This is a genomic window from Variovorax sp. 679 (genome assembly GCF_003952185.1).
In the GTDB taxonomy this organism is placed as follows: domain Bacteria; phylum Pseudomonadota; class Gammaproteobacteria; order Burkholderiales; family Burkholderiaceae_C; genus Variovorax.
In genome coordinates this window covers 21936-42277 of the sequence record NZ_RXFS01000004.1, presented here as the reverse complement: position 1 = coordinate 42277, position 20342 = coordinate 21936, and the positions used below count along the sequence as shown (strand labels likewise).

The window sequence follows — 20342 nt, the reverse complement described above, 5'->3', positions numbered from 1 at the left end:
CCCTCGAGACTTCAAACCAACCACCCTCACGGACTTGTTGCCTGCCGGCGCGGGAGCGGTTTCCACGCGGCGGCGATGCGCAGGCGGCGGATGATGTCGAGGGGGTCTTCGGGGCGTCGGGCTGCCGTGAGGTTTGGTCAGTATTCGGGAAACCTTTTTGGCTGATTTGTGAATTTCTTTACTACATCGCGCGCGGCGCCGACGATTCCGCAGCCGGGCCAAGGCGTAGATTTGTCAGATTCGGCGCGCGGGTTCACTGTCAGAATCCGCCGCCAGACCCACTGAGCCATGCGCATCGCCATCCTCGAAGACGACCCCGACCAGCTGTCGCACCTCGTGCGCACGCTGGAGCAGCTGCTCACGGTCGGCGACACGACGGTCAGCTGCGCCACGTTCTCCGACGGCGCGCTGCTGCAGAACGTGCTGCGCCGCGAGAGCTTCGACCTGCTGGTGCTCGACTGGAACGTGCCGGGCCTCGAAGGCGTGGAGCTGCTGAAATGGATGCGCACCTGGCAGGCCGACCCGGTGCCCGTGCTCATGCTGAGTTCGCGCGTCTCCGAGCAGGACGTGGTGCAGGCGCTGAGCTCCGGTGCCGACGACTACATCGTCAAGCCCTTCCGGCCGCTGGAGTTGGGCGCGCGCGTGCAGCGCCTGCTGGCGCGCCGCACGCCGGCCGTGCAGACGGACTCGGAGCGCTTCGGCCGCTGGGAGTTCGACCGGCGCTCGCACTGCGTGCGGGTCCACGCGGAGCCCGCCGACGACGCGCCGCCCCAGCAGCACATGCTGAGCGACCGCGAATTCAAGCTCGCGCTCACGCTGTTCCAGCACATGGGCGGCATCGTCTCGCGCGCGCACCTGCTGGAAAGCGCCGGCTACAGCGGCGAGGAGCTGCCCTCGCGCACGCTGGACAGCCACATGTACAGGCTGCGCAACAAGCTGGGCCTGGACGCCGAGCGCGGACTCAGCCTGCGCACCGTGTACGGGCGCGGCTACCGGCTCGAAGCCCTGCAACGGCAGCCGGAGGAATCCTGAGATGACGACGGCGGCCCGCACGCGGCATGCCCCGTCGCTGCTGCATTCGCTTCGCCGGGTGCTGGCCGCCGGCGTGCTGCTCGCAGTTGCTTCTACGGCCTCCGCGCAGACGCCGCACGTGGTGCAGCCCGGCGAGACCCTCTGGGGCATCTCGGGCCAGAGCCTGCAGTCGCCGCAGCGCTGGCCCGAGGTGCAGCAGCGCAACAACGTGGGCGAACCCCGGCTGCTGCAGCCCGGCAAGGTGCTGTACTTCGCCGATGGCCGCCTCGTGCCCGAAGGCGCGGCGGTGATCACGGCGGTGGAAGGCACCGCCTGGCGCCGCCGGGGCGGCGGTGCCGAGCAGCCGCTCGCGCCGGGCATGCCGGTGCAGCCGGGCGACGTGCTGGTCACCGGCGGCGACGCCTTCGTCACCATCGGCCTGCCCGGCGGCAGCCGCACGGTGCTGCCCTCGCGCAGCACGCTGGAAGTGCAGGCCATCGACGCGCGCACGGTCCGGCTGCGGCTGATCGAGGGGCGCGTCGAATCGCAGGTGCAGAAGCAGCAGCCCGAACAGCAGTTCGAGATCCGCGCGCGCTCCATCGGCCTGGGCGTGCGCGGCACCCACTTCCGCGTGCGCGACGAGAACGGCCTGCTGACCGGCGAGGTCATCGAGGGCGAAGTGGTGGTCAGCAAGGACGTCACCGCCCGGCAGCAGCTCGTGCTGCGCGCGGGCAGCGGCGCGGTGCTGACGGACAACGCACCCGCCGAGGCCCGGGCCCTGCTGCCCGCGCCGCAGCTCGCGGCCGAGACCGCCCCCCGGCGCGACCGCACGCTGAGGCTCGTGCCGGTGCCGGGCGCGCAGACCTACCGCCTGCAGCTCGCACGCGACGAGCGCTTCCTGCTGCCGGTGCACGAGCAGCGCGGACCCGGCCCCGCGTTCACGCTGCCGCCGGGGCTGGAGCCTGGCTTCTACCAGCTGCGCCTCACGGCCTTCGATGCCAGCCAGCTCGAGGGGCTGCCGGGCGACGGCACCGTCTACCTGCCTCCGTCCACCCCCAGCGCTGGTGGCGCATTGCGCGAACAAGGCACGGGCACCGCGGCAGCGATGCCCGACGGCCGCGTCGAGATCCGCTGGCCCGGCGTTGCCGGCCGCCGCTACAGCTTCGAACTCTCGCGCAACGCCGACTTCTCGCTGCTGCTGATCCAGACGCCCGCCGTCTATGCCACCGGCATGGCAGTCGGCCCGCTGGCGCAGGACGGCCGCTACTACTGGCGGGTGCGCGAAGGCGACAGCGAGGGCACACCCGTCGGCTACGGCGGCAGCTTCGACATGCCGGCGCGCTGACCGCCCCGCATCACGCGACGATGCGCGCGCGCCTTGTCATCGAACGGCTGCTGATGGCGCTGCTGCTGCCGCTTGCGCTGCTCTGGCTCGCGCAGCGCCCGGGGTTGCTGCAGCTCGACGCGTCGATCCACGACCGCATGCTGGTGCTGGCCTCGCACGAGGCGACGCCGGACATCCTGATCGTCGCCATCGACGAACGCAGCCTCGGCGAGATCGGCCGCTGGCCGTGGCCGCGCGAGACGCACGCCCGCCTGCTCGAACGGCTGGCCGCAGCCGAGCCGCGCGCCGTGCTGCTCGACCTGTTCCTCAGCGAACCCAGCGCCGACCCTGCCGACGACGCGCGGCTGGCACGGGCGATGGCTGCGTTGCCCGTCTACCTGCCGCTGCTCCACGCGAGCCCGCTGGCGTCGGCCGCCGGCGCATGGCCGGGCTTCCTGCCGCCGCTGCCGGCCTTCGCGGCGCAAGCCCGCGGCATCGGCCACGCCGGGGTGACACCCGATGTCGACGGCGTGGCGCGCACGATCTACCTGCGCGAAGGTTTCGCGGGACAGCTGCAGCCCTACGTGGGGGCGCTGATGGTCGATCGCGTGCCGGCCACCCCTGCGCCGGCCGGCGGCTGGCAGCGCCTCGATCCGCTGCACATGGCCTTCGCCGGTCCGCGCGGCAGCTACCGCACGGTTTCCTACGCGAGCGTGCTGCGCGGCGAGGTGCCCGCCGGGCTGCTGCGCGGCAAGCTGCTGCTGGTGGGCGCGACCGCCCCCGGCCTCGGCGACCAGACACTCGCGCCCGGAGCGGGCGTCCGCGGCGTGCTGCCCGGCATCGAGCTGCACGCCAACGCCATCGACGACCTGCTGAACGGACGCAACATCCGCGAGCTGCCGCCGCTCGCTCGGGCGCTGTGGACTGTCGCGCCGCTGTGGATCGCGCTGTGGCTGCTGATCCGCATGACGCGCCATGCGCTGCCCGTCACCCTGGGCCTGGCAGCCGGCTGCCTGATCGCCAGCATCGCGGCGATGCTGTGGCGCCAATGGTGGCTGCCGCCGGCAGCGCCGATCTTCGGGCTGTTCGTGCTCTACCTGCTGTGGAGCTGGCGGCGGCTCGAGTCGCAGTTCGCCTATTTCCGCCAGCGCGCGCAGGCGCTGGACGCGCTTCCTGCCGGCGCCTTCGAAGTGCCGCCCGCACCCGGGCCGCGCATGGCTGATCCAGTGGCCCGCCCCAGGCAGGCGCTGGACCGGGCCATCGCGCGCGTCGGGCGCATGCAGAAGCTGATGGACGAGGCCATGCACGCCATGCCCGTGGCGATGCTGATCTGCGACGAGCAGGGGCGCATCGGCTCGGGCAACGCCGCGGCCTTCAGGCTGCTGGGCGCGGGCATGCGGCCGGCGCCGGAAAGCGAGCACTCCGGCGCGCTGCGCGGCGTGTCGCTGCCCGGGCTGATCGCCCCGATGGCCGCCGCGCAACGCGCCGACGCGCCTTTCGCCACGCACTGGACCGACCGCCTGCGCGCCGAGTACGCCACGCCCGAGGCCCGCGTGTTCCGCCTGGAGGCCGCGGCCTTCGGCGGCCCCGCGCCGGAAGACCGCGCCTGGGTGATCGTGCTGCCCGAACTCACGGCCGAGCGCGAGGCGCAGCGCCAGCGCGACGAGTGGCGCCGCTTCCTGTCGCACGACCTGCGCAGCCCGCAGGTCACCATCCTGAGCCTGCTGTCGATGCACGAAGCTTCAGGGCCGCACGACACCGCCGACACCCTGCTGCGCGCGATCCGCCGCGAGGCCGAGCGCACGCTGTCGCTCGCCGAGGGCTTCATGGATTTCACCGAGGCCGAGTCGAGCGACTACCACTTCGCCGAGACGCACGTGGGCACGCTGCTGCTCGACGCGCGCGACCAGGTCTGGCCCTACGCGCAGGCCAACGGCGTGCGCATAGAGGCGCAGCTCGACGAGGCCGACGAGACCATGATCCGCGCCGACGGCTCGCTGCTGACCCGCGCCGTCGTCAACCTGCTGAACAACGCCGTGCGGCACAGCGGGCGCGGCAGCTGCGTGAGCCTGCGCATGGACATCGTGGACGAAGAAGGCGCGGTGCGCATCGCCGTGAGCGACCAGGGCTCGGGCATGACGCCGCAGCAGCTGCAGGCCCTGCTGGCCACGCCGCGCGGCCAGCGTGCGGCGGTGGTCCGCGAAGACCGGGCCGCGTCGCAACCGGCGGCAGGCAGCGCCCCAGCGGTGCGCGCCGCGCGCGGCATGGGCCTCGGTTTCTCGGTGGTGCGCGCGGTCGTGCGGCGGCATGGCGGCCGCATCGAGGCGCAGAGCGCGCCAGGTGCGGGCACCACCTTCAGACTGACGCTGCCTAGAACCTGAAATCGGCCGTCTTCGGCCCGCCGCCCACCGTCACGGTCTGGCTCTTCACCGCGCCGCCGGGTGCCGCGGCATCGATCACGTAGCGTCCGTTCGGCACGTCGACCAGGCAGACCGGGCCGTTGGCGCGGAACGCCAGCGCAGCGGCGTTGTTGGCGTCGCCGCCCTTGATGGTCACGTCGACGTTCGCCATGTAGGCGCCGTCGGCGCGCGCGAACAGCAGCGCGAGCGGATGCTCCTTCATCGCGGAACGCATGGCGGTCGATTCATCGGAGCCGATGCCGCCGCACACATAGCGCGCCGCACCCGCGCCCTGCCATGGCGGCATGGCGCCCTGGGCCTGCGCGGCCACCGCACCGCCCGCGCAGGCGCAGGCCAGCAGCACGCGCCGCAGCGTACCGGGAGTGAGTGATGCGAACGGAAGGTGGGACATGGCGCTTGCTCCTTGCAGATTCGGTGCAGCCATGATGCGCCGCGAACCGGCTCCGCGCGAGTCGGACCAACCCCCTCCCGCTTGTCCGACGATGCCTGCGATCAGACCCCTCGATCAGGCCTTGGGGTTCGGCAGCAGCGCCGCGTCCAGCAGCTCGACCCAGTGCCGCACCGGCGTGTCGCCGCTGCCGCTTTGCAGGTGCGTGATGCAGCCGATGTTGGCCGAGGCGATGGTGGTGGGCTGCAGCTGCTTCAGGTGCCCCAGCTTGCGGTCGCGCAGCGGATAGGCCAGCTCCGGCTGCAGCACCGAGTAGGTACCGGCCGAGCCGCAGCACAGGTGCGATTCGTTCATCGCCACGCGCATGTCGAAGCCCAGCGCGCGCATGTGCGTCTCGACGCCGCCGCGCAGCTTCTGGCCGTGCTGCAGCGTGCACGGCGGATGGTAGGCAACCACGCCGGCGGGCGCCTTCACGCGGGCCTTCAGCGCGGGCACGAGATCGGGCAGCAGCTCGCTGAGGTCGCGCGTGAGTTCGCTGATGCGCGCGGCCTTCAGCGCATAGGCCGCGTCGTGCTGCAGGATGTGGCCGTACTCGCGCACCGTGACGCCGCAGCCCGAGGCATTCATGACGATGGCCTCGACCTCGTTGCGCTCCACGTACGGCCACCACGCGTCGATGTTGGCGCGCATCTGCGCCTTGCCGCCGTCCTGGTCGTTCAGGTGGAACTTCACCGCGCCGCAGCAGCCGGCCTCGGGCGCGACCACCGCCTGGATGCCGGCCGCGTCGAGCACGCGCGCGGTGGCGCTGTTGATGTTGGGCATCATCGACGGCTGCACGCAGCCCGCGAGCATCAGCACCTTGCGCGCGTGCGTGGCGGTCGGCCATGCGCCGGCCTCCTGCCTTGCGGGCACCTTGGCCTTCAGCGCCTCGGGCAACAGGCCGCGCACCGACTGGCCGAGCTTCATCGCGGGGCCGAAGAGCGGCGATGGCAGGCCTTCCTTCAGCAGCCAGCGTTGTGCCGATTCCATCGCGGGACGCGGCACCTTCTCGTCGACGATCCTGCGGCCGATGTCGACCAGGTGGCCGTACTGCACGCCGCTCGGGCAGGTGCTCTCGCAGTTGCGGCAGGTCAGGCAGCGGTCGAGGTGCAGCTGCGTGCTGCGCGTGGGCGCCTTGCCTTCCAGCACCTGCTTGATGAGGTAGATGCGCCCGCGCGGGCCATCGAGCTCGTCGCCGAGCAGCTGGTAGGTCGGGCAGGTGGCGGTGCAGAAGCCGCAGTGCACGCACTTGCGCAGGATGGCCTCGGCCTCGCGGCCTTCGTCGGTGCCTTGGAATTCGGGGGCGAGCTCGGTTTGCATGTCTCTGTTCTTGTTCTCAGGTGGCGGGGAGCAGGCGGCCGCGATTGAAGAGGCCGTGCGGATCGAACTCGCGCATCAGCGCGCGCTGGATGCGTTCGACGGGTGCGCTCAATGCGTCGAAGCGCGGCACTCCGGATTGCGGGTCCGAGCCCGGCAGGCGGAACAGCGTGGCGTGGCCACCTGCCGCGCGTGCGATCTCGCGGATGCGTGCGGCCCCCGACGGCGGCGCCTTGTACCAGCGCTGGCCACCGTGCCATTCGATCAGCGGCGCGGCACCATCGATGGAAAGCACCGGCGCGGTCTGCGGCACCGACACGCGCCAGAGCACATCGGGCCCCTCGCCGGTGGCGAACCATGGCAGCTGCTGGTCGCGCAGCAATTGCCAGTCGGCTGCGGCACGCGCGTTGTCCTTGCGCTCGCCGCCCAGGTGTTCGCAGGCGGCTTCCACGGCCGCCACGGCACCGCGCAGCCGCAGGTACAGCGCGCCCGCACCGGCGTATTCGAACCAGCAGCTCGCGTTCAGCGGCAGCGGCCGGCCGCCCCATTCGTTGAGCAGCCGCAGCGCGTCGGCCTGGCCACACGCGAATTCGAGCGTGGCCTCGGCGGGCGCCACGGGCAGCACCTTGAGGCTGACCTCGGCGATCACGCCCAGCGTGCCGAGCGAGCCGGCGAGCACGCGCGAGACGTCGTAGCCCGCGACGTTCTTCATCACCTGTCCGCCGAAGCTCAGCACCTCGCCCCGGCCGTTGACCAGCGTGGCGCCGAGCACGTAGTCGCGCACCGAGCCGACGCCGGCGCGCGCCGGGCCGCTCAGGCCCGCGGCGACCATGCCGCCCACCGTGCCACCGCTGCCGAAGCACGGCGGCTCGAACGGCAGGCACTGGCCCTTTTCCGCCAATGCCGCTTCGAGTTCGGCGAGCGGCGTGCCGGCGCGCACGGTGACGACGAGTTCGCTCGGCTCGTAGCTGGTGATGCCGGCGAGCGGGCGCATGTCGAGCAGTTCGCCCTGCGGCGTCTCGCCGTAAAAGTCCTTGGTGCCGCCGCCGCGAATGCACAGCGGCGTGGCGTCGGATGCCGCGGCGCGGATGCGCTCGACGATCTGATGCAGTGCGTTGTCCATCGCCATCAGAACCTCGGCAGATCCGGATGCGGCAGCCTGCCGCCGCGCACCACCTGCTTGCCATACTCGGCGCAGCGCTGCAACGTGGGAATCACCTTGCCGGGGTTCAGCATGCCCTCGGGGTCGAAGGCGCGCTTCACGCCGAACATCTGCTCGTTCTCGGCGGCGGTGAACTGCACGCACATGCTGTTGAGCTTTTCCACGCCCACGCCGTGCTCGCCCGAGACGGTGCCGCCCATCGCGACGCTGGTCTCCAGGATGTCGGCGCCGAAGAGCTCGCAGCGGTGCAGCTCGTCGGGGTCGTTGGCGTCGAACAGCACCAGCGGATGCAGGTTGCCGTCGCCCGCGTGGAACACGTTGCAGCAGCGCAGGTTGTATTTCTTCTCCATCTCCTGGATGGCCAGCAGGATGTCGGCCAGGCGCTTGCGCGGGATGGTCGAGTCGAGGCACATGTAGTCGGGGCTGATGCGGCCCGAGGCGGGGAAGGCGTTCTTGCGCCCGCTCCAGAACTTCATGCGCTCCTCCTCGCTGCTGCTCACCGCGATGGCGGTGGCGCCGGATGCGCGCAGCACCTCGGTCATGCGGCCGATTTCCTCTTCCACCTCCTCGGGCGTGCCGTCGGATTCGCACAGCAGGATGGCGGCCGCGTCGAGGTCGTAGCCGGCGCGCACGAAGTCTTCCACCGCGGCGGTCATGGGCTTGTCCATCATCTCCAGCCCTGCGGGGATGATGCCGGCCGCGATCACCGCGGCCACCGCGTCGCCGGCCTTCCGCACGTCGTCGAAGCTGGCCATGATGCAGCGCGCGAGCTGCGGCTTGGGCACCAGCTTGACGGTGACCTCGGTGGTCACGGCCAGCATGCCTTCGCTGCCGATGACCAGCGCGAGCAGGTCGAGCCCGGGCGCGTCGAGCGCCTCGCCGCCGAACTCGACGGGCTCGCCTTCTGCCGTGAAGCCGCGCACGCGCATCACGTTGTGCAGCGTGAGGCCGTACTTCAGGCAGTGCACGCCGCCCGAGTTCTCGGCCACGTTGCCGCCGATGGTGCAGGCGATCTGGCTCGACGGGTCGGGCGCGTAGTAGAGGTTGAAGGGCGCGGCGGCCTCGCTGATGGCGAGGTTGCGCACGCCGCACTGCACCACGGCCGTGCGGCTCACCGGATCGATCTTCAGGATGCGGTTGAACTTGGCGAGCGACATCGTCACGCCCATGGTGTGCGGCATCGCCCCGCCCGACAGCCCGGTGCCCGCGCCGCGCGCCACCACGGGCACGCCGAGCTGGTGGCAGGTCTTGAGCACGGCCGCGACCTGCGCCTCGGTCTCGGGCAGGGCCACCACGAGCGGGCGGGCGCGGTAGGCGGTGAGGCCGTCGCATTCGTAGGGGGTGGTGTCCTCGGCGTGCCAGATCAGCGCGTGCACCGGCAGGTGCGCCTGCAGCGCGCGCACGATCTGCGACTGGCGCTCCGTTTTCTGTAGCAAATCGTGTTGCGTGGGGGTCAGCGGCGCGTTCATGCGGCGGCCTCTTTTCTTTCTTGCTCGCGGGATGTCTCGTGTTTACCGCACTCTACGGACATTCCGGCCGCCCCGGGTTGATGGATTTTTGCCGGGTGCTTGAAAGAACTTCGCGGACCCGATTCAGCGCAGGCTCTGCCCCAGCCAGTCGGCGAAGGCCGCGCACTCCCAGCGCTCCAGCGTGCCCGGCTGCCAGCAGATGTAGTGCCGGTGCGGCGAAACCACGGCCTGGTCGGACAGCGCCACCAGCCGCCCCGATTCGAACCACTCCGCGCCCAGCTTCTGCCGCACCAGCGCCACGCCGAAGCCGCTGGCGGCCGCGTCGTACATGAGCCCCAGGTCGTTGAACTGCGAGCCGATGACGGGCTCGGGCTGGTCGATGCCGCAGCTCGCGAACCAGGTGCCCCAGGGCTCGAGCGGACTGCGGATCAGCCGCGCGGCGGCGATCTCGGCCGCACTGCGGAAGCCCGTGAAGGGGCCGAACTCGTTGAGGTAGCTCGGGCTGCAGGCGGGCACCACCTGCTCCTCGATCAGCAGCCGGTGCTCGCAGTCGGCATAGCCGCCGGGGCCGTAGCGCACCTCCAGGTCGGCCTGCTCGGCCGTCACGTCGAGCAGCGGGATCGACACCTGCAGCACCAGCTCGATGTCGGGGTAGATGTTGCGGAACAGCTCCAGCCTCGGCATGAGGAACTGACGGCTGAAGGTGGGCGTGACGGCGATGCGCAGGCGCGTGGCGCGCTGTGCCGCGCTGCCGCCGAGGGGTGTCGCCTGCAGGGCGGCGAGCCCCGTGCGCACGTTCGCGAGATAGGCGGCGCCGTCGGCAGTGAGGCTGAAGTCGCCGCGGCCGAAGAGCTTGAAGCCGACATGCGATTCGAGTTGCCGGATGCGGTGGCTCACCGCACTGGGCGTGACGCACAGCTCATCGGCCGCGCGGCCCGCGTGGCGAAGACGAGCCACTGCCTCGAAGGTCAGCAGGCACTGGATCGGAGGGATGTGCTGCAGGGCCATGCGCGCCCGAAGGTCCGCTCTCAGTCGGCGAAGAAGCTGACGGGCAGGCCGGGCGTGTCGACGCGCATCGAGATCACCGTGCCCGAGGCGGGCCGCTGCGCGATCTCGGCGGCGGGCCGGCCCTTGCGGCCGCTGGTGACGAACAGCGTCTTCAGGTCGTCGCCGCCGAAGCAGGGCATGGTCGGGCACTGCACGGGCACGGGCATCGAGGCCACGATCTCGCCCGAAGGCGCGAAGCGCAGCAGTTGAGCACCCTCGAACATGGCGACCCAGTAGTGGCCCTGCGCGTCGATGGTCGCGCCATCGGGACGACCCTGGTAGCCCAGCGGCGCGTCGACGGTCCAGCCTTCGGGCTTGGCGTCGAACTGGTGGAACACGCGGGCATGAGAGAGCGAGTTGCCCTCCGAATCCCAGTCCCATGCGCACACCACGTGCGCGGCGGTGTCGGCCCAGTAGAGGGTGCGGGCATCGGGCGAGAAGGCAAGGCCGTTGGCGGTGGTGGACTCGTTGGCCATCTGCGAGAGCGTGGGCGAGACGCCGGTGTCGGGACGCGCGTCGAAGCAGTAGAGCGCGGCGTTGGCGCGGTCTTTCGCCTCGTTGAGCGATCCGCCCCAGAAGCGGCCCAGCGCGTCGCACTTGCCGTCGTTGAAGCGCATGGTGCGCACGTCGTGCTCCACGCGCGCCATCGCGACCAGCTCGCCGCCCCATTCGCGCGCGCGGTAGATGCCATCGCGCAGCGCGATCACGAGGCCGCCGCTGCGCGCGGGCGCCATGCAGCCGGGCTCGGTGGACAGCGGCCATCGCTCGACCCTGGCATTGGCGGAGCCGATCTCGCCGCGCGTGCGCAATACCGCGCGGCCGGGAATGTCGAGCCAGTAGAGCGATCGTTCTTCGGGATGCCAGAACGGCGATTCGCCGAGCTCGCAGAGGCTGTCTTCGATGGAGGTCCACATGGTGTCGCGATTGTGCCCCCGGCCATCGCGGCGATGGGCAAAAAAAAGCCCGCTGGCGCCGGAGCGCTCGCGGGCTGAACATCCAAAGGAGACCTCGCTTGAAAAACTCGTTACGGAGAATTCTTCTTGTAAGTGGTGGTGGTCATTCATTCGATGGCGGGCTGCCCGAAGGCATGCCCGCCAAGGCAGATCAACGGTTGTATGCGGTTTCGCCGTGGGAAGAGATGTCGAGGCCTTCGCGCTCTTCTTCTTCCGACACACGCAGGCCGAGGGTCAGGTCGGCGATCTTGTAGGCGATGAAGGCAACCACGCCGGACCACACGACGGTGAGCGCCACGCTCTTGATCTGGATCCAGACCTGAGCGCCCATCGCGAAGGTGTCGGGCGTCGCGCCGCCGGTGCCGCCGAGGCCCTTGGCAGCGAACACGCCGGTCAGGATGGCACCCAGGATACCGCCCACGCCGTGCACGCCGAACACGTCGAACGCGTCGTCGGCACCGAGCATGCGCTTCAGGCCGCCCACACCCCACAGGCAGACCAGGCCGGCCAGCAGGCCCAGCACGATCGAACCCATCGGGCCGACGAAACCGGCGGCGGGCGTGACGGCCACGAGGCCGGCGACGGCACCGGATGCCGCACCCAGCATCGAGGCCTTGCCCTTGTGCAGGCTCTCACCCAGGATCCACGACAGGGCCGCGGCGGCGGTGGCGAGCACCGTGTTGATGAAAGCCAGGCCGGCGACGGCGTTGGCGGCACCAGCCGAGCCGGCGTTGAAGCCGAACCAGCCGACCCACAGCAGCGAGGCGCCGACCATGGTGAGCGTGAGCGAGTGAGGCGTGAACGCTTCCTTGCCGTAGCCGACGCGCTTGCCGACCATGTAGGCGCCCACGAGGCCGGCCACACCGGCGTTGATGTGCACCACGGTGCCGCCGGCGAAGTCCAGCGCGCCGTCCTTGCCCAGCAGGCCGCCGCCCCACACGATGTGGGCGATCGGCACGTAGCTGAAGGTGAACCACAGCACCGAGAACAGCAGCACGGCCGAGAACTTGGCGCGTTCCGCGAAGGCGCCGACGATCAGCGCCACGGTGATGGCCGCGAAGGTGCCCTGGAAGGCGACGAACACGTATTCGGGAATCGTGGTCAGCGCGCCGAAGGTTTCCTGCGTGATGCCCTTCATGAAGATCTTGTCGAAGGTGCCGAAGAAGTTTCCGTCACCCGAGAAGGCCAGGCTGTAGCCGTAGATGGCCCACAGGATGCTGATGAGCGAGAAGATCACGAAGACCTGCATCAGCACCGACAGCATGTTCTTCGAGCGGCCCAGGCCGCCATAGAACAGCGCAAGGCCGGGGATGGTCATCAGGATCACGAGAAGGGTCGAAGTCAGCATCCAGGCGGTGTCGCCGGAGTCGATCTTCGGAGCGGGGGCCGCGGGTGCGGCGGCGGGAGCAGCCTCGGCGGCGGCCGGGGCCGCTGCTGCAGGCGCCGCAGCCGGAGCGGGTGCCGCGGCGGCAGGTGCCGATGCGGCCGGTGCTTCGGCCGTGGCCGCAGCGGGGGTTTGCGCGAAGCCGGTGGTACCGGCGGCCAGCACGCTCAAGCCGAGCGCAAGAGAGACAAGCAGTTTTTTCATAGTCGTTGTTCTTTCGGGCCAGGACTCGATCAGAGGGCTTCGCGGCCCGTTTCGCCGGTGCGGATGCGAACGACCTGTTCGAGGTTGTAGACAAAGATCTTTCCGTCGCCGATCTTGCCGGTGCGCGCAGCGCTCTCGACCGCCTCGATCACGCGATCGACGAGGTCGTCGGAGACGGCCGCCTCGATCTTGACCTTGGGCAGGAAGTCGACCACGTACTCCGCGCCGCGGTAGAGCTCGGTGTGGCCCTTCTGGCGGCCGAAGCCCTTCACCTCGGTGACGGTGATCCCCTGCACGCCGATGGCCGACAGTGCTTCGCGCACTTCGTCGAGCTTGAACGGTTTGATGATGGCTGTGACCAGCTTCATGAGTTTTCTCCTTCGGATGGAAATGAAATGGCGCGGCAGCTTGGGCCGCACCTCGTTGTTGTGTGGATTACAGCGTCTTCGTCAGCGTGAGGATGAAGCGCGCCTTGTTCGGCGAGTAGGTCGTCTGGCCGATGGGGCCGAAGCCGAGGTCGACGCCCGGGTTGGCCACCGCGAGGTACGAGCTCTTCTTGTTGGCGCCCTGGATCGAGCCGGTCAGCGACAGGCCGTTGCCGAAGTCGTAGCTCGCGCCCACGTTGTAGTCGACGTAGCTCTTGTAGCCCAGGCTGCGGATGTCGCTGGACATGTTCGTGTAGCCGACAGCTGCCTTCAGCGTGACCTTGGGCACGATCTCCTTGCTGTACGACAGGTTCAGGTAGCCGGTGTTGGTGCCCTTCAGGCCCGAACCGGCCTTGTTGCCGGCGTAGCCGAAGTAATCCTTCGACACGGTGTGCGAGTACTTGGCGGTGAACGAGCCGAGGGTTTCGTTGGCGTAGGTGCCCGCGACGTACAGCTCGGTGGTGTTGCCCGAGGAATTGCCCGGGTAGATGTAGCTGAGCGCACCGACGTCCATGTCCAGCGGGCCGGCCTTGAACTTGTAGCCGCCGTACACGTCCATCTCGATGCTGTTGCCCTTGAGCCAGTTGACGCTGGAGTTCCAGTTGCCCACGTAGAAGCCGCTGTCGCCGAAGGCGTAGTCCAGGCCGCCCTGGATGGCGGGCTTGAAGCCCTTGGTCTTGGCGTAGTCGTTCTTGCCGATCATGTCCTGGTCCTGGCCACGGAACTTGTAGTTCGTGGTGATCGACACGTTGCCCGTCAGGTTCTGGGCGGGAGCTGCCGCAGGCGCTGCTGCGGCGTCGGTCGTTGCAGTCTGCGCCAGGGCCGCGCCGGACGCGGTCAATGCGGTGGCCAGAACGATCAGCGCCTGGGCGGCGGTACGGTGCGTCATCAGGGAACTCCTCGCAAGTGTGTTGTTGGACCGGAGGGTTCAAAGCAGGGAGCGTGCCAAAGTGCACGAATCGCACCCCTTGCGACGGGGCCCGCACCGAGGGTGAGCGCCAAATCGTTACAACCCCTGTTGCGGGTGGTTGCAGATGAACGGTGCGCCGCACCACCGCGGGAATGCCACCAACAGGCGCACCATATTGGGGAGAGGGAGAGGAATGGGACTGTCTTTGGTGCAAAGCCGCGCCTTGCTGGGCCTTGAAGCGGCCAGTGTCACTGTCGAGGTGCATCTTGCGAACGGTTTGCCCAGCTTCACGCTGGTCGGACTGGTCGAAACGGAGGTCAAGGAGGCGCGCGAGCGGGTTCGCTCGGCGCTGCAGAACGCGGGGCTGGAGTTTCCGAACAACAAACGCATCACCGTGAACCTCGCGCCGGCCGACCTGCCGAAGGACTCGGGACGCTTCGACCTGCCGATCGCGCTGGGCATCCTCGCGGCCAGCGGGCAGATAGACAACGCCCGGCTCGCCGGCCACGAGTTCGCCGGGGAGCTGTCGCTGTCGGGCGAACTGCGGCCCGTTCGTGGTGCGCTGGCCATGGCGCTGGCGCTGCACACGCGCGGCGTCGCGACGCGGCTGGTGCTGCCCCTGGAGAGTGCGCAGGAGGCCGCGCTGGTGCCCGGCGGCGAGGTGTACGGCGCGAAGCATCTGCTGGACGTGGTGCGGCAGTTCGTGGCTGGCGACGACGCCGTCTCCCAGCTGCCCGACACCCCGGACGACGGCTGGGCCCGCATCCAGGCCTCGCCCGACGCGAGCCCGCCGCAATACGCCGACCTGTCCGAGGTGAAGGGACACTCGGGCGTCAAGCGCGTGCTCGAGATCGCGGCCGCGGGCGGCCACAGCCTGCTGATGGTGGGCGAGCCGGGCTCGGGCAAGTCGATGCTCGCGCAGCGCTTTGCGGGCCTGCTGCCGGCGATGCACATCGACGAAGCACTGGAGAGCGCGGCCGTGGCCAGCCTTGGCGGGCGCTTCGCGACCGAGCGATGGCAGGTGCGACCTACGTGCGCGCCCCATCACACTGCCAGTGCTGTGGCGCTGGTGGGCGGCGGCTCTCCGCCCCGGCCCGGAGAAATCTCGCGCGCACACCATGGCGTGCTCTTCCTTGACGAATTTCCCGAATTCGCGCGCTCCGCGCTGGAAGCGCTGCGCGAGCCGCTGGAGACCGGCACGATCACCATCGCGCGGGCCGCGCGGCGCGCCGAATTCCCGGCGCGATTCCAGCTGGTGGCCGCCATGAACCCGTGTCCCTGCGGCTATCTGGGCTCATCGGCCCGGCCCTGCCGCTGCACGCCGGACCAGGTCTCGCGCTACCAGGGCAAGCTCAGCGGACCGCTGCTGGACCGCATCGACCTGCACATCGAAGTGCCCCCTGTGTCGGCGCAGCTTCTGCTCGAAGCGCCGGCGGGCGAATCGACCGACAGCATCCGCAATCGCGTTGTCGCCGCGCGCGAGCGCGCGATGCGGCGCCAGGGCCATGCGAACCAGTCATTGCAAGCCAGCGCGATCGATCTCCATGCGGCGCTCGACGATGCGGCCCGCAAGTTCATGTTCAACGCTGCGGCCAAGCTCGGATGGTCAGCGCGCAGCACGCACCGCGCACTGAAGGTGGCGCGCACGATCGCCGATCTTGCGTCGTCGGAAGCCGTGCAGGTGGAGCATCTGGCCGAGGCGGTGCAGTACCGCAGGGCGTTGCGCGGCGCGGCCTGAGCGTACGTGCCGGCCTGCTGTCGATACCGTTGTTGCGCCCGCGCTTTTCATCTATAACCGCGCCACGTCGGAGAGGGACGGGATCGCATCGCATCAAATCGCGAGGATCCCGGCAGAGAACGACCATCACCGGAGGAGTCATCATGGCAGGTGAATTCCAGGTCAGCGGCACGAACAAGCTCGCCTTGTTCACGCTCAAGCTTCATCGCGGCGACGGCATGGCGCTCGTGGCCATGAACTGGAAGAAAGGCAAGCCGCCCAAGGACTTCGTCGGCTTCGCCATCGAATACAAGGAACCCGGTGGCATCAAGTTCTTCAGCCTGAAGAACCGCCTGGCCTTCCCCGGGGACGACGGCTCGGTCAATGCGAACCGGCTGTCGACGCGGTTCTCGCCGATCCAGAAATTCCGCTGGGTCCACTTTCCGAGAAACGCCGAACTCGAGGGCGAGTTCGTCTACAAGGTGACACCGGTGTTCATGAGCGCCGCCGGCGAACTCAGCTACGGCGAGCCCCAGCAGGCCGCCATCGAGTTGCGCCGCGAGACCTACCCCAAGCAGCTCAACGTGACGTTCACGCGCGGCTTCGTGTCGTCGCAGGCTTTCGTCGACAAGTACGGTGCCGATGCCGTGCCGCAGCTGCTGCCCGCGAAGGCCGAAGCGGGCCTGACCTTCAAGCCCACGCACCCCAAGGCGCAGGAGGCGCTGGCGTGGATGGGCTTCGAGGCGCGCAGCGCCATTCTCGAAGTGCTCGACGAGGCGATCGCCGACAAGAAGGCCCAGGTCCGCGCCGTGGTGTACGACCTGAACGAGCCCGGCATCGTCTCGCGGCTGGAGAAGCTCGGCAGCCGGCTGCAGATCGTCATCGACGACGACGGCGCACACGGGAAATCGACCTCGGGCGAAAGCCAGGCCGCCAGGCGCCTGATCAAGTCCGCGGGCAAGGCCAACGTGAAGCGCCAGCACATGGGCAAGCTGCAGCACAACAAGACCATCGTGGTCGACGGGCCCAGGACACAGGCGGCCGTCTGCGGCTCGACCAACCATTCGTGGCGCGGCTTCTTCGTGCAGAACAACAACGCCATCGTGCTGCGCGGCAAGAGCGTGGTCAAAGTCTTCATGGCGGCGTTCGACGACTACTGGGCCAGCGACAACCAGGTGGCGACCTTCGGTGCCACGGCATCCGCCACGTGGCAGAAGCTGGGCCTCAAGGGCATCGATGCGCAGATCGGCTTCTCGCCGCGCACGAAGAAGAATGCGGTGCTCGACACCATCGCCGACGACATCGCCGGCAACACGACGTCGAGCCTGTTCTTCTCGCTCGCGTTTCTCTACCAGACGCCGGGCGCGATACAGAACGCCGTCAAGAAGATCAAGCGCGACAAGAAGGTGTTCTCGTACGGCATCTCCGATCACGCGGTGAAAGCGCTGGCGGGCAAGGCGCCGGAAACGGAAGGCATCGACCTGCAGAAGCCCGACGGCTCGGTGACGATGATCCAGCCCGCCGCGCTCACGAGCCACGTGCCCGAGCCCTTCAAGTCGGAACCGACGGGCGGCGGCGGCACGCGCATGCACCACAAGTTCGTCGTGATCGACTTCGACAAGCCGACGGCGCGGGTCTACATGGGCTCCTACAACTTCTCCGGCGCGGCCGACACGTCCAACGGAGAGAACCTGCTGCTCATCAAGGATCGCCGCATCGCCGTGTCGTATGTGGTCGAGGCCTTGCGCATCTTCGACCACTACCACTTCCGCGTCGCCCAGCAGGAAGCGCGCAAGGCGCGAAAGAAGCTGCAGCTCGCGCCACCGCCGAAGAAGGCAGGAGAGAAGGCCTGGTGGTCCGAGTACTACACCGACGCGCGCAAGGCCGTGGACCGCGAGCTGTTCGCCTGACGACGACTCCCCGCCTTCGTCAGCTCACCATCGCATCGATCCAGCGCGCCGCGTAGGCCCCGCCCTGCTCGAAGTAGTGCGTGTGCGCGCCGATGCCCACGCACACGTCGCGCTGGACTCCCCCCATCGGCGCGGAGACCGGGGCCGGGTTCTACAGCGTCGCGTGGCCGCCCACGGTGTCGACAGCCGGCGGCGGATCGCACCACAGCCAGCGTCCCACATAGTCGCCGGTGGTGTACAGGTTGACCCAGCGGTTCGCGCCGACGTCGGAAGCGAGCGGGCCGCTGCTGCCCGGCGCGGTGGTCCTGCCCACCCATGCATAGAGAAGCGGGAAGCGCTCCGCATACAGCTGGCGCAGCGGACAGCCCGCCGTCAGCAGGTGGATCCGGCCCTGCAGCCGCGGCCACAGCCGCGTGACGCGGTCGTCGATGCCCGCATCGGCCTGCCACTGCGCGCGGTGCTGCAGGTAGCGCAGGAGCTCGGCCGAAATCACCGTGCCCTGGCTGTGCGCCACGATCACGATGCGGTCGTACTTCTGCGCCGCCAGGTGCTCGAGCAGCGCCACGTAGCGCGAGAAGATGCGGGCGCGCGGAATGGCGTTGCGCGGGAACTCGCGGAAATGGTTGTCCACGTCCAGCGCCACGTCGAGCGGCAGCCGCAGCCACGGCACGTAGCGCGACAGCACGCCGCCGAAGGCCGAGAGCGCCGCGGCCGCCGTGGCGGCGCTGAGCACCAGCGGCTTGAGCACCTGCTCCGACACCGGCCCCAGCCACGCGATGTACGCACCGCCGACCAGGTCCTTCGGCAGGATGCCGCAGCGCGCCAGCAGCAGGACCACCCCGACGACCGCGGCCACGACCACGCTCGTCGCAGCCAGCCCGGTGACGACGATCTCCAGGCGGCGATAGCCGCCGCTGAGCCAGCGCCCCAGGTTCTGCGCCGTGCCCACTCCGCTCCTGATCTCCGCGAGCACGCTGGGCACCAGCACCACGATCATGTACAGCAGCAACGCCAGCGTCAGGCCGGCAGCGAGCACGAAGGTCTCCGTGCTGCGGAGGTAGCGCAGGTGCAGGAATGTCGAGCCCTTGGGGAAGCAGTCCGTCCCGACGTCGAAGATCAGCGGGCAATAGGAGGTGCTTGCGGTGCCGAACTCCACCAGCGTGGTGAGCAGGGCCCAGATGGCCATCGACAGCGCCACGAACGAAGCCATCGACACCATCAGTCCGAGCCGCCCGGTCGCCACGCTGCCGCGCGCGGCGTCGCCGTCCCGCGCGGCCAGCTGCCCGCAGACGAACCAGAGCAGGAAGGGAACGACCGCGACTGCCCACCAGATCACGATCCCGAACAGCATGTACTCGAATGCGCGCATGCCGCCGCGCACCCAGCTGTGGAGATCGGCCTGGCCGCTGGACGCGAGCACTTCCGCGATCACGTGGCCCAGCAGCGCCAGCGCCGTGACCGCCAGGAAGACGAGGCCCACCGCACGCATCGCCGGAAAGCGGGCAGCCGCCACGCGCAGGACATAGTCGAACAGCAGCGCAAGCAGCGCCAGGCAGCCCACACCCACCACCCAGTGCGCCGGCACGACGTGCAGCAGCGCGGCCGCACCGGCCGCGCAGACAACGGCAGCGAGCCGGCTCGCGGGCCGCCCGGCATACCGGTAGCAGTACCACCAGGCCGCAAGCACCGGCACCGCCACGGCCAGCACCGTGCGCAGCACGGTGGTGTGCGGCTCGGCCACGCCCCACGCCAGGACCAGCAGCCCGATCAGCAGCAATTGCGAGAACAGGTTGGCCAGCAGATTGGAGAAGGCCCAGTCCAGCCCTCGCTGCAGATTCGTCAGCCAGGTCCAGCGCCGGGGCGGCTGCCCGGTCGGCTCCCTGTGGCCGGCGTCGGCGCTGGCGCGGTCCACCGCGTCGCGCCCGAGCAGCGACAGTCGGAACACGATGGTGAAGAGCTCGGTGACGATGCGCGGCAGCGCGCCGGACAACCGCGACAAGTCGGCCCAGTACATCTCGTGCACGTCCACCTGCTGTTGCTGCGGTGGCGCGCCCGCGCCGGATGCGGTGCGGGTCATGCGGATGCGGGTGGCTTCGTAGGCGTCGTTGTCCGCACCCTTCCACTTCGAGAGCAGGTAGTCACTGAAGGCAATGCCCGCGTCGGCCGCGATCATCTTCTTCGGCGTTGGCGCGCGACTCCCAGGCGACGCGCCGCCACCGGACGCGACGACCGGAGCGTTCGGCGCATTGCTGCTCTTGACGATCCATTCGTCGCGCAGGAAATCCGAGCGGGTCGACTGCTCGAAGGCCTTGCCGAGCGAATCCGGCGCCTGGCTGGACGGCTGGACCTTGCGCACCGAGCCCCGGGGCAATGGCTTCGCCGAGCGGTTGCCCGCCATCGCCTTCAGCGGCGGCACGGCCATGATGAAGCTGTCGCAGTCACCCTGGCTGTAGCGGACCTGCGCGCTGTCGGTGTTGACCATCAGCGAGGCGATCGCGCGCGCAGTGTCGCCGGACTTCTGGTCCGCGACGCCGTGGATGGCGATCACGGCCACGCGTTCGGCACGCGCGGTGCCGGGCTCCGGCTGCTGCTCTTCCCCTGTTGTTGCGCTCATGGCTTCTCCTGCGCGCCGATGGCCGGCTGCGGTGATGCCCACGGAAGG

15 protein-coding genes are annotated in these 20342 nt (G+C 69.5%); 5 read left to right on the top strand and 10 right to left on the bottom strand.

All coding sequences use genetic code 11. The annotated features are described in order from the left end of the window. Nucleotides 1-288 precede the first annotated feature (288 nt). The 3 genes from EJO71_RS10650 to EJO71_RS10640 are packed head-to-tail and all read left to right on the top strand — an operon-like array spanning nt 289 to nt 4716. Nucleotides 289-1032 carry a response regulator transcription factor gene (locus EJO71_RS10650; RefSeq protein ID WP_125948691.1) on the top strand — a complete coding sequence of 248 codons (744 nt, stop codon included), beginning with the start codon at nt 289-291 and terminating at the stop codon, nt 1030-1032. A 1-nt stretch (nt 1033) separates the two neighbouring features. Beyond that, complete coding sequence (locus EJO71_RS10645; RefSeq protein ID WP_125948690.1) at nt 1034-2356, top strand: FecR domain-containing protein; 1323 nt, start codon at nt 1034-1036, stop codon at nt 2354-2356. A 20-nt stretch (nt 2357-2376) separates the two neighbouring features. Then, complete coding sequence (locus tag EJO71_RS10640; protein ID WP_125948689.1) at nt 2377-4716, top strand: CHASE2 domain-containing protein; 2340 nt, start codon at nt 2377-2379, stop codon at nt 4714-4716. Here the strand turns inward: EJO71_RS10640 and EJO71_RS10635 are convergent. The 9 genes from EJO71_RS10635 to EJO71_RS10595 form a co-directional block, all read right to left on the bottom strand. Further along, nucleotides 4706-5146, bottom strand: coding sequence for a carboxypeptidase regulatory-like domain-containing protein (locus EJO71_RS10635; RefSeq protein ID WP_125948688.1), 441 nt, complete (start codon nt 5144-5146; stop codon nt 4706-4708). The two genes, EJO71_RS10640 and EJO71_RS10635, sit on opposite strands and share 11 nt — an antisense overlap. Before the next feature lie 114 nt (nt 5147-5260). Beyond that, complete coding sequence (gene glcF / locus EJO71_RS10630) at nt 5261-6502, bottom strand: glycolate oxidase subunit GlcF (protein WP_125948687.1); 1242 nt, start codon at nt 6500-6502, stop codon at nt 5261-5263. 16 nt (nt 6503-6518) lie between these two features. Then, complete coding sequence (gene glcE, locus EJO71_RS10625) at nt 6519-7622, bottom strand: glycolate oxidase subunit GlcE (RefSeq protein WP_125948686.1); 1104 nt, start codon at nt 7620-7622, stop codon at nt 6519-6521. Nucleotides 7623-7627: 5 nt separating this feature from the next. After that, nucleotides 7628-9130: an FAD-linked oxidase C-terminal domain-containing protein gene (locus tag EJO71_RS10620; RefSeq protein ID WP_125948685.1), complete on the bottom strand. Its 1503-nt coding sequence runs from the start codon at nt 9128-9130 to the stop codon at nt 7628-7630. 123 nt (nt 9131-9253) lie between these two features. Continuing rightward, nucleotides 9254-10138, bottom strand: coding sequence for a LysR substrate-binding domain-containing protein (locus EJO71_RS10615; RefSeq protein WP_125948684.1), 885 nt, complete (start codon nt 10136-10138; stop codon nt 9254-9256). A gap of 20 nt (nt 10139-10158) precedes the next feature. After that, nucleotides 10159-11091 (bottom strand): SMP-30/gluconolactonase/LRE family protein, encoded by a 933-nt coding sequence (locus EJO71_RS10610; RefSeq protein WP_125948683.1) that lies wholly within the window; start codon nt 11089-11091, stop codon nt 10159-10161. A gap of 190 nt (nt 11092-11281) precedes the next feature. Beyond that, entirely contained in the window at nt 11282-12718 is a 1437-nt protein-coding gene (gene amt, locus EJO71_RS10605) for an ammonium transporter (RefSeq protein ID WP_125948682.1), read from the bottom strand. Nucleotides 12719-12747: 29 nt separating this feature from the next. Then, a complete protein-coding gene (glnK, locus tag EJO71_RS10600; RefSeq protein ID WP_093206796.1) occupies nt 12748-13086 on the bottom strand; it encodes a P-II family nitrogen regulator in 339 nt (112 codons plus the stop codon). 67 nt (nt 13087-13153) lie between these two features. Beyond that, nucleotides 13154-14032 carry a TorF family putative porin gene (locus tag EJO71_RS10595; protein ID WP_125948681.1) on the bottom strand — a complete coding sequence of 293 codons (879 nt, stop codon included), beginning with the start codon at nt 14030-14032 and terminating at the stop codon, nt 13154-13156. A 214-nt stretch (nt 14033-14246) separates the two neighbouring features. Between EJO71_RS10595 and EJO71_RS10590 the strand changes: the two genes are divergently transcribed. Continuing rightward, entirely contained in the window at nt 14247-15791 is a 1545-nt protein-coding gene (locus tag EJO71_RS10590; protein WP_125948680.1) for a YifB family Mg chelatase-like AAA ATPase, read from the top strand. A 143-nt stretch (nt 15792-15934) separates the two neighbouring features. Beyond that, nucleotides 15935-17680 (top strand): phospholipase D-like domain-containing protein, encoded by a 1746-nt coding sequence (locus EJO71_RS10585; protein ID WP_125948679.1) that lies wholly within the window; start codon nt 15935-15937, stop codon nt 17678-17680. 151 nt (nt 17681-17831) lie between these two features. Here the strand turns inward: EJO71_RS10585 and EJO71_RS10580 are convergent, their stop codons facing one another. Beyond that, nucleotides 17832-20294, bottom strand: coding sequence for a hypothetical protein (locus EJO71_RS10580; RefSeq protein WP_125948678.1), 2463 nt, complete (start codon nt 20292-20294; stop codon nt 17832-17834). Between the last annotated feature and the right edge of the window lie 48 nt (nt 20295-20342).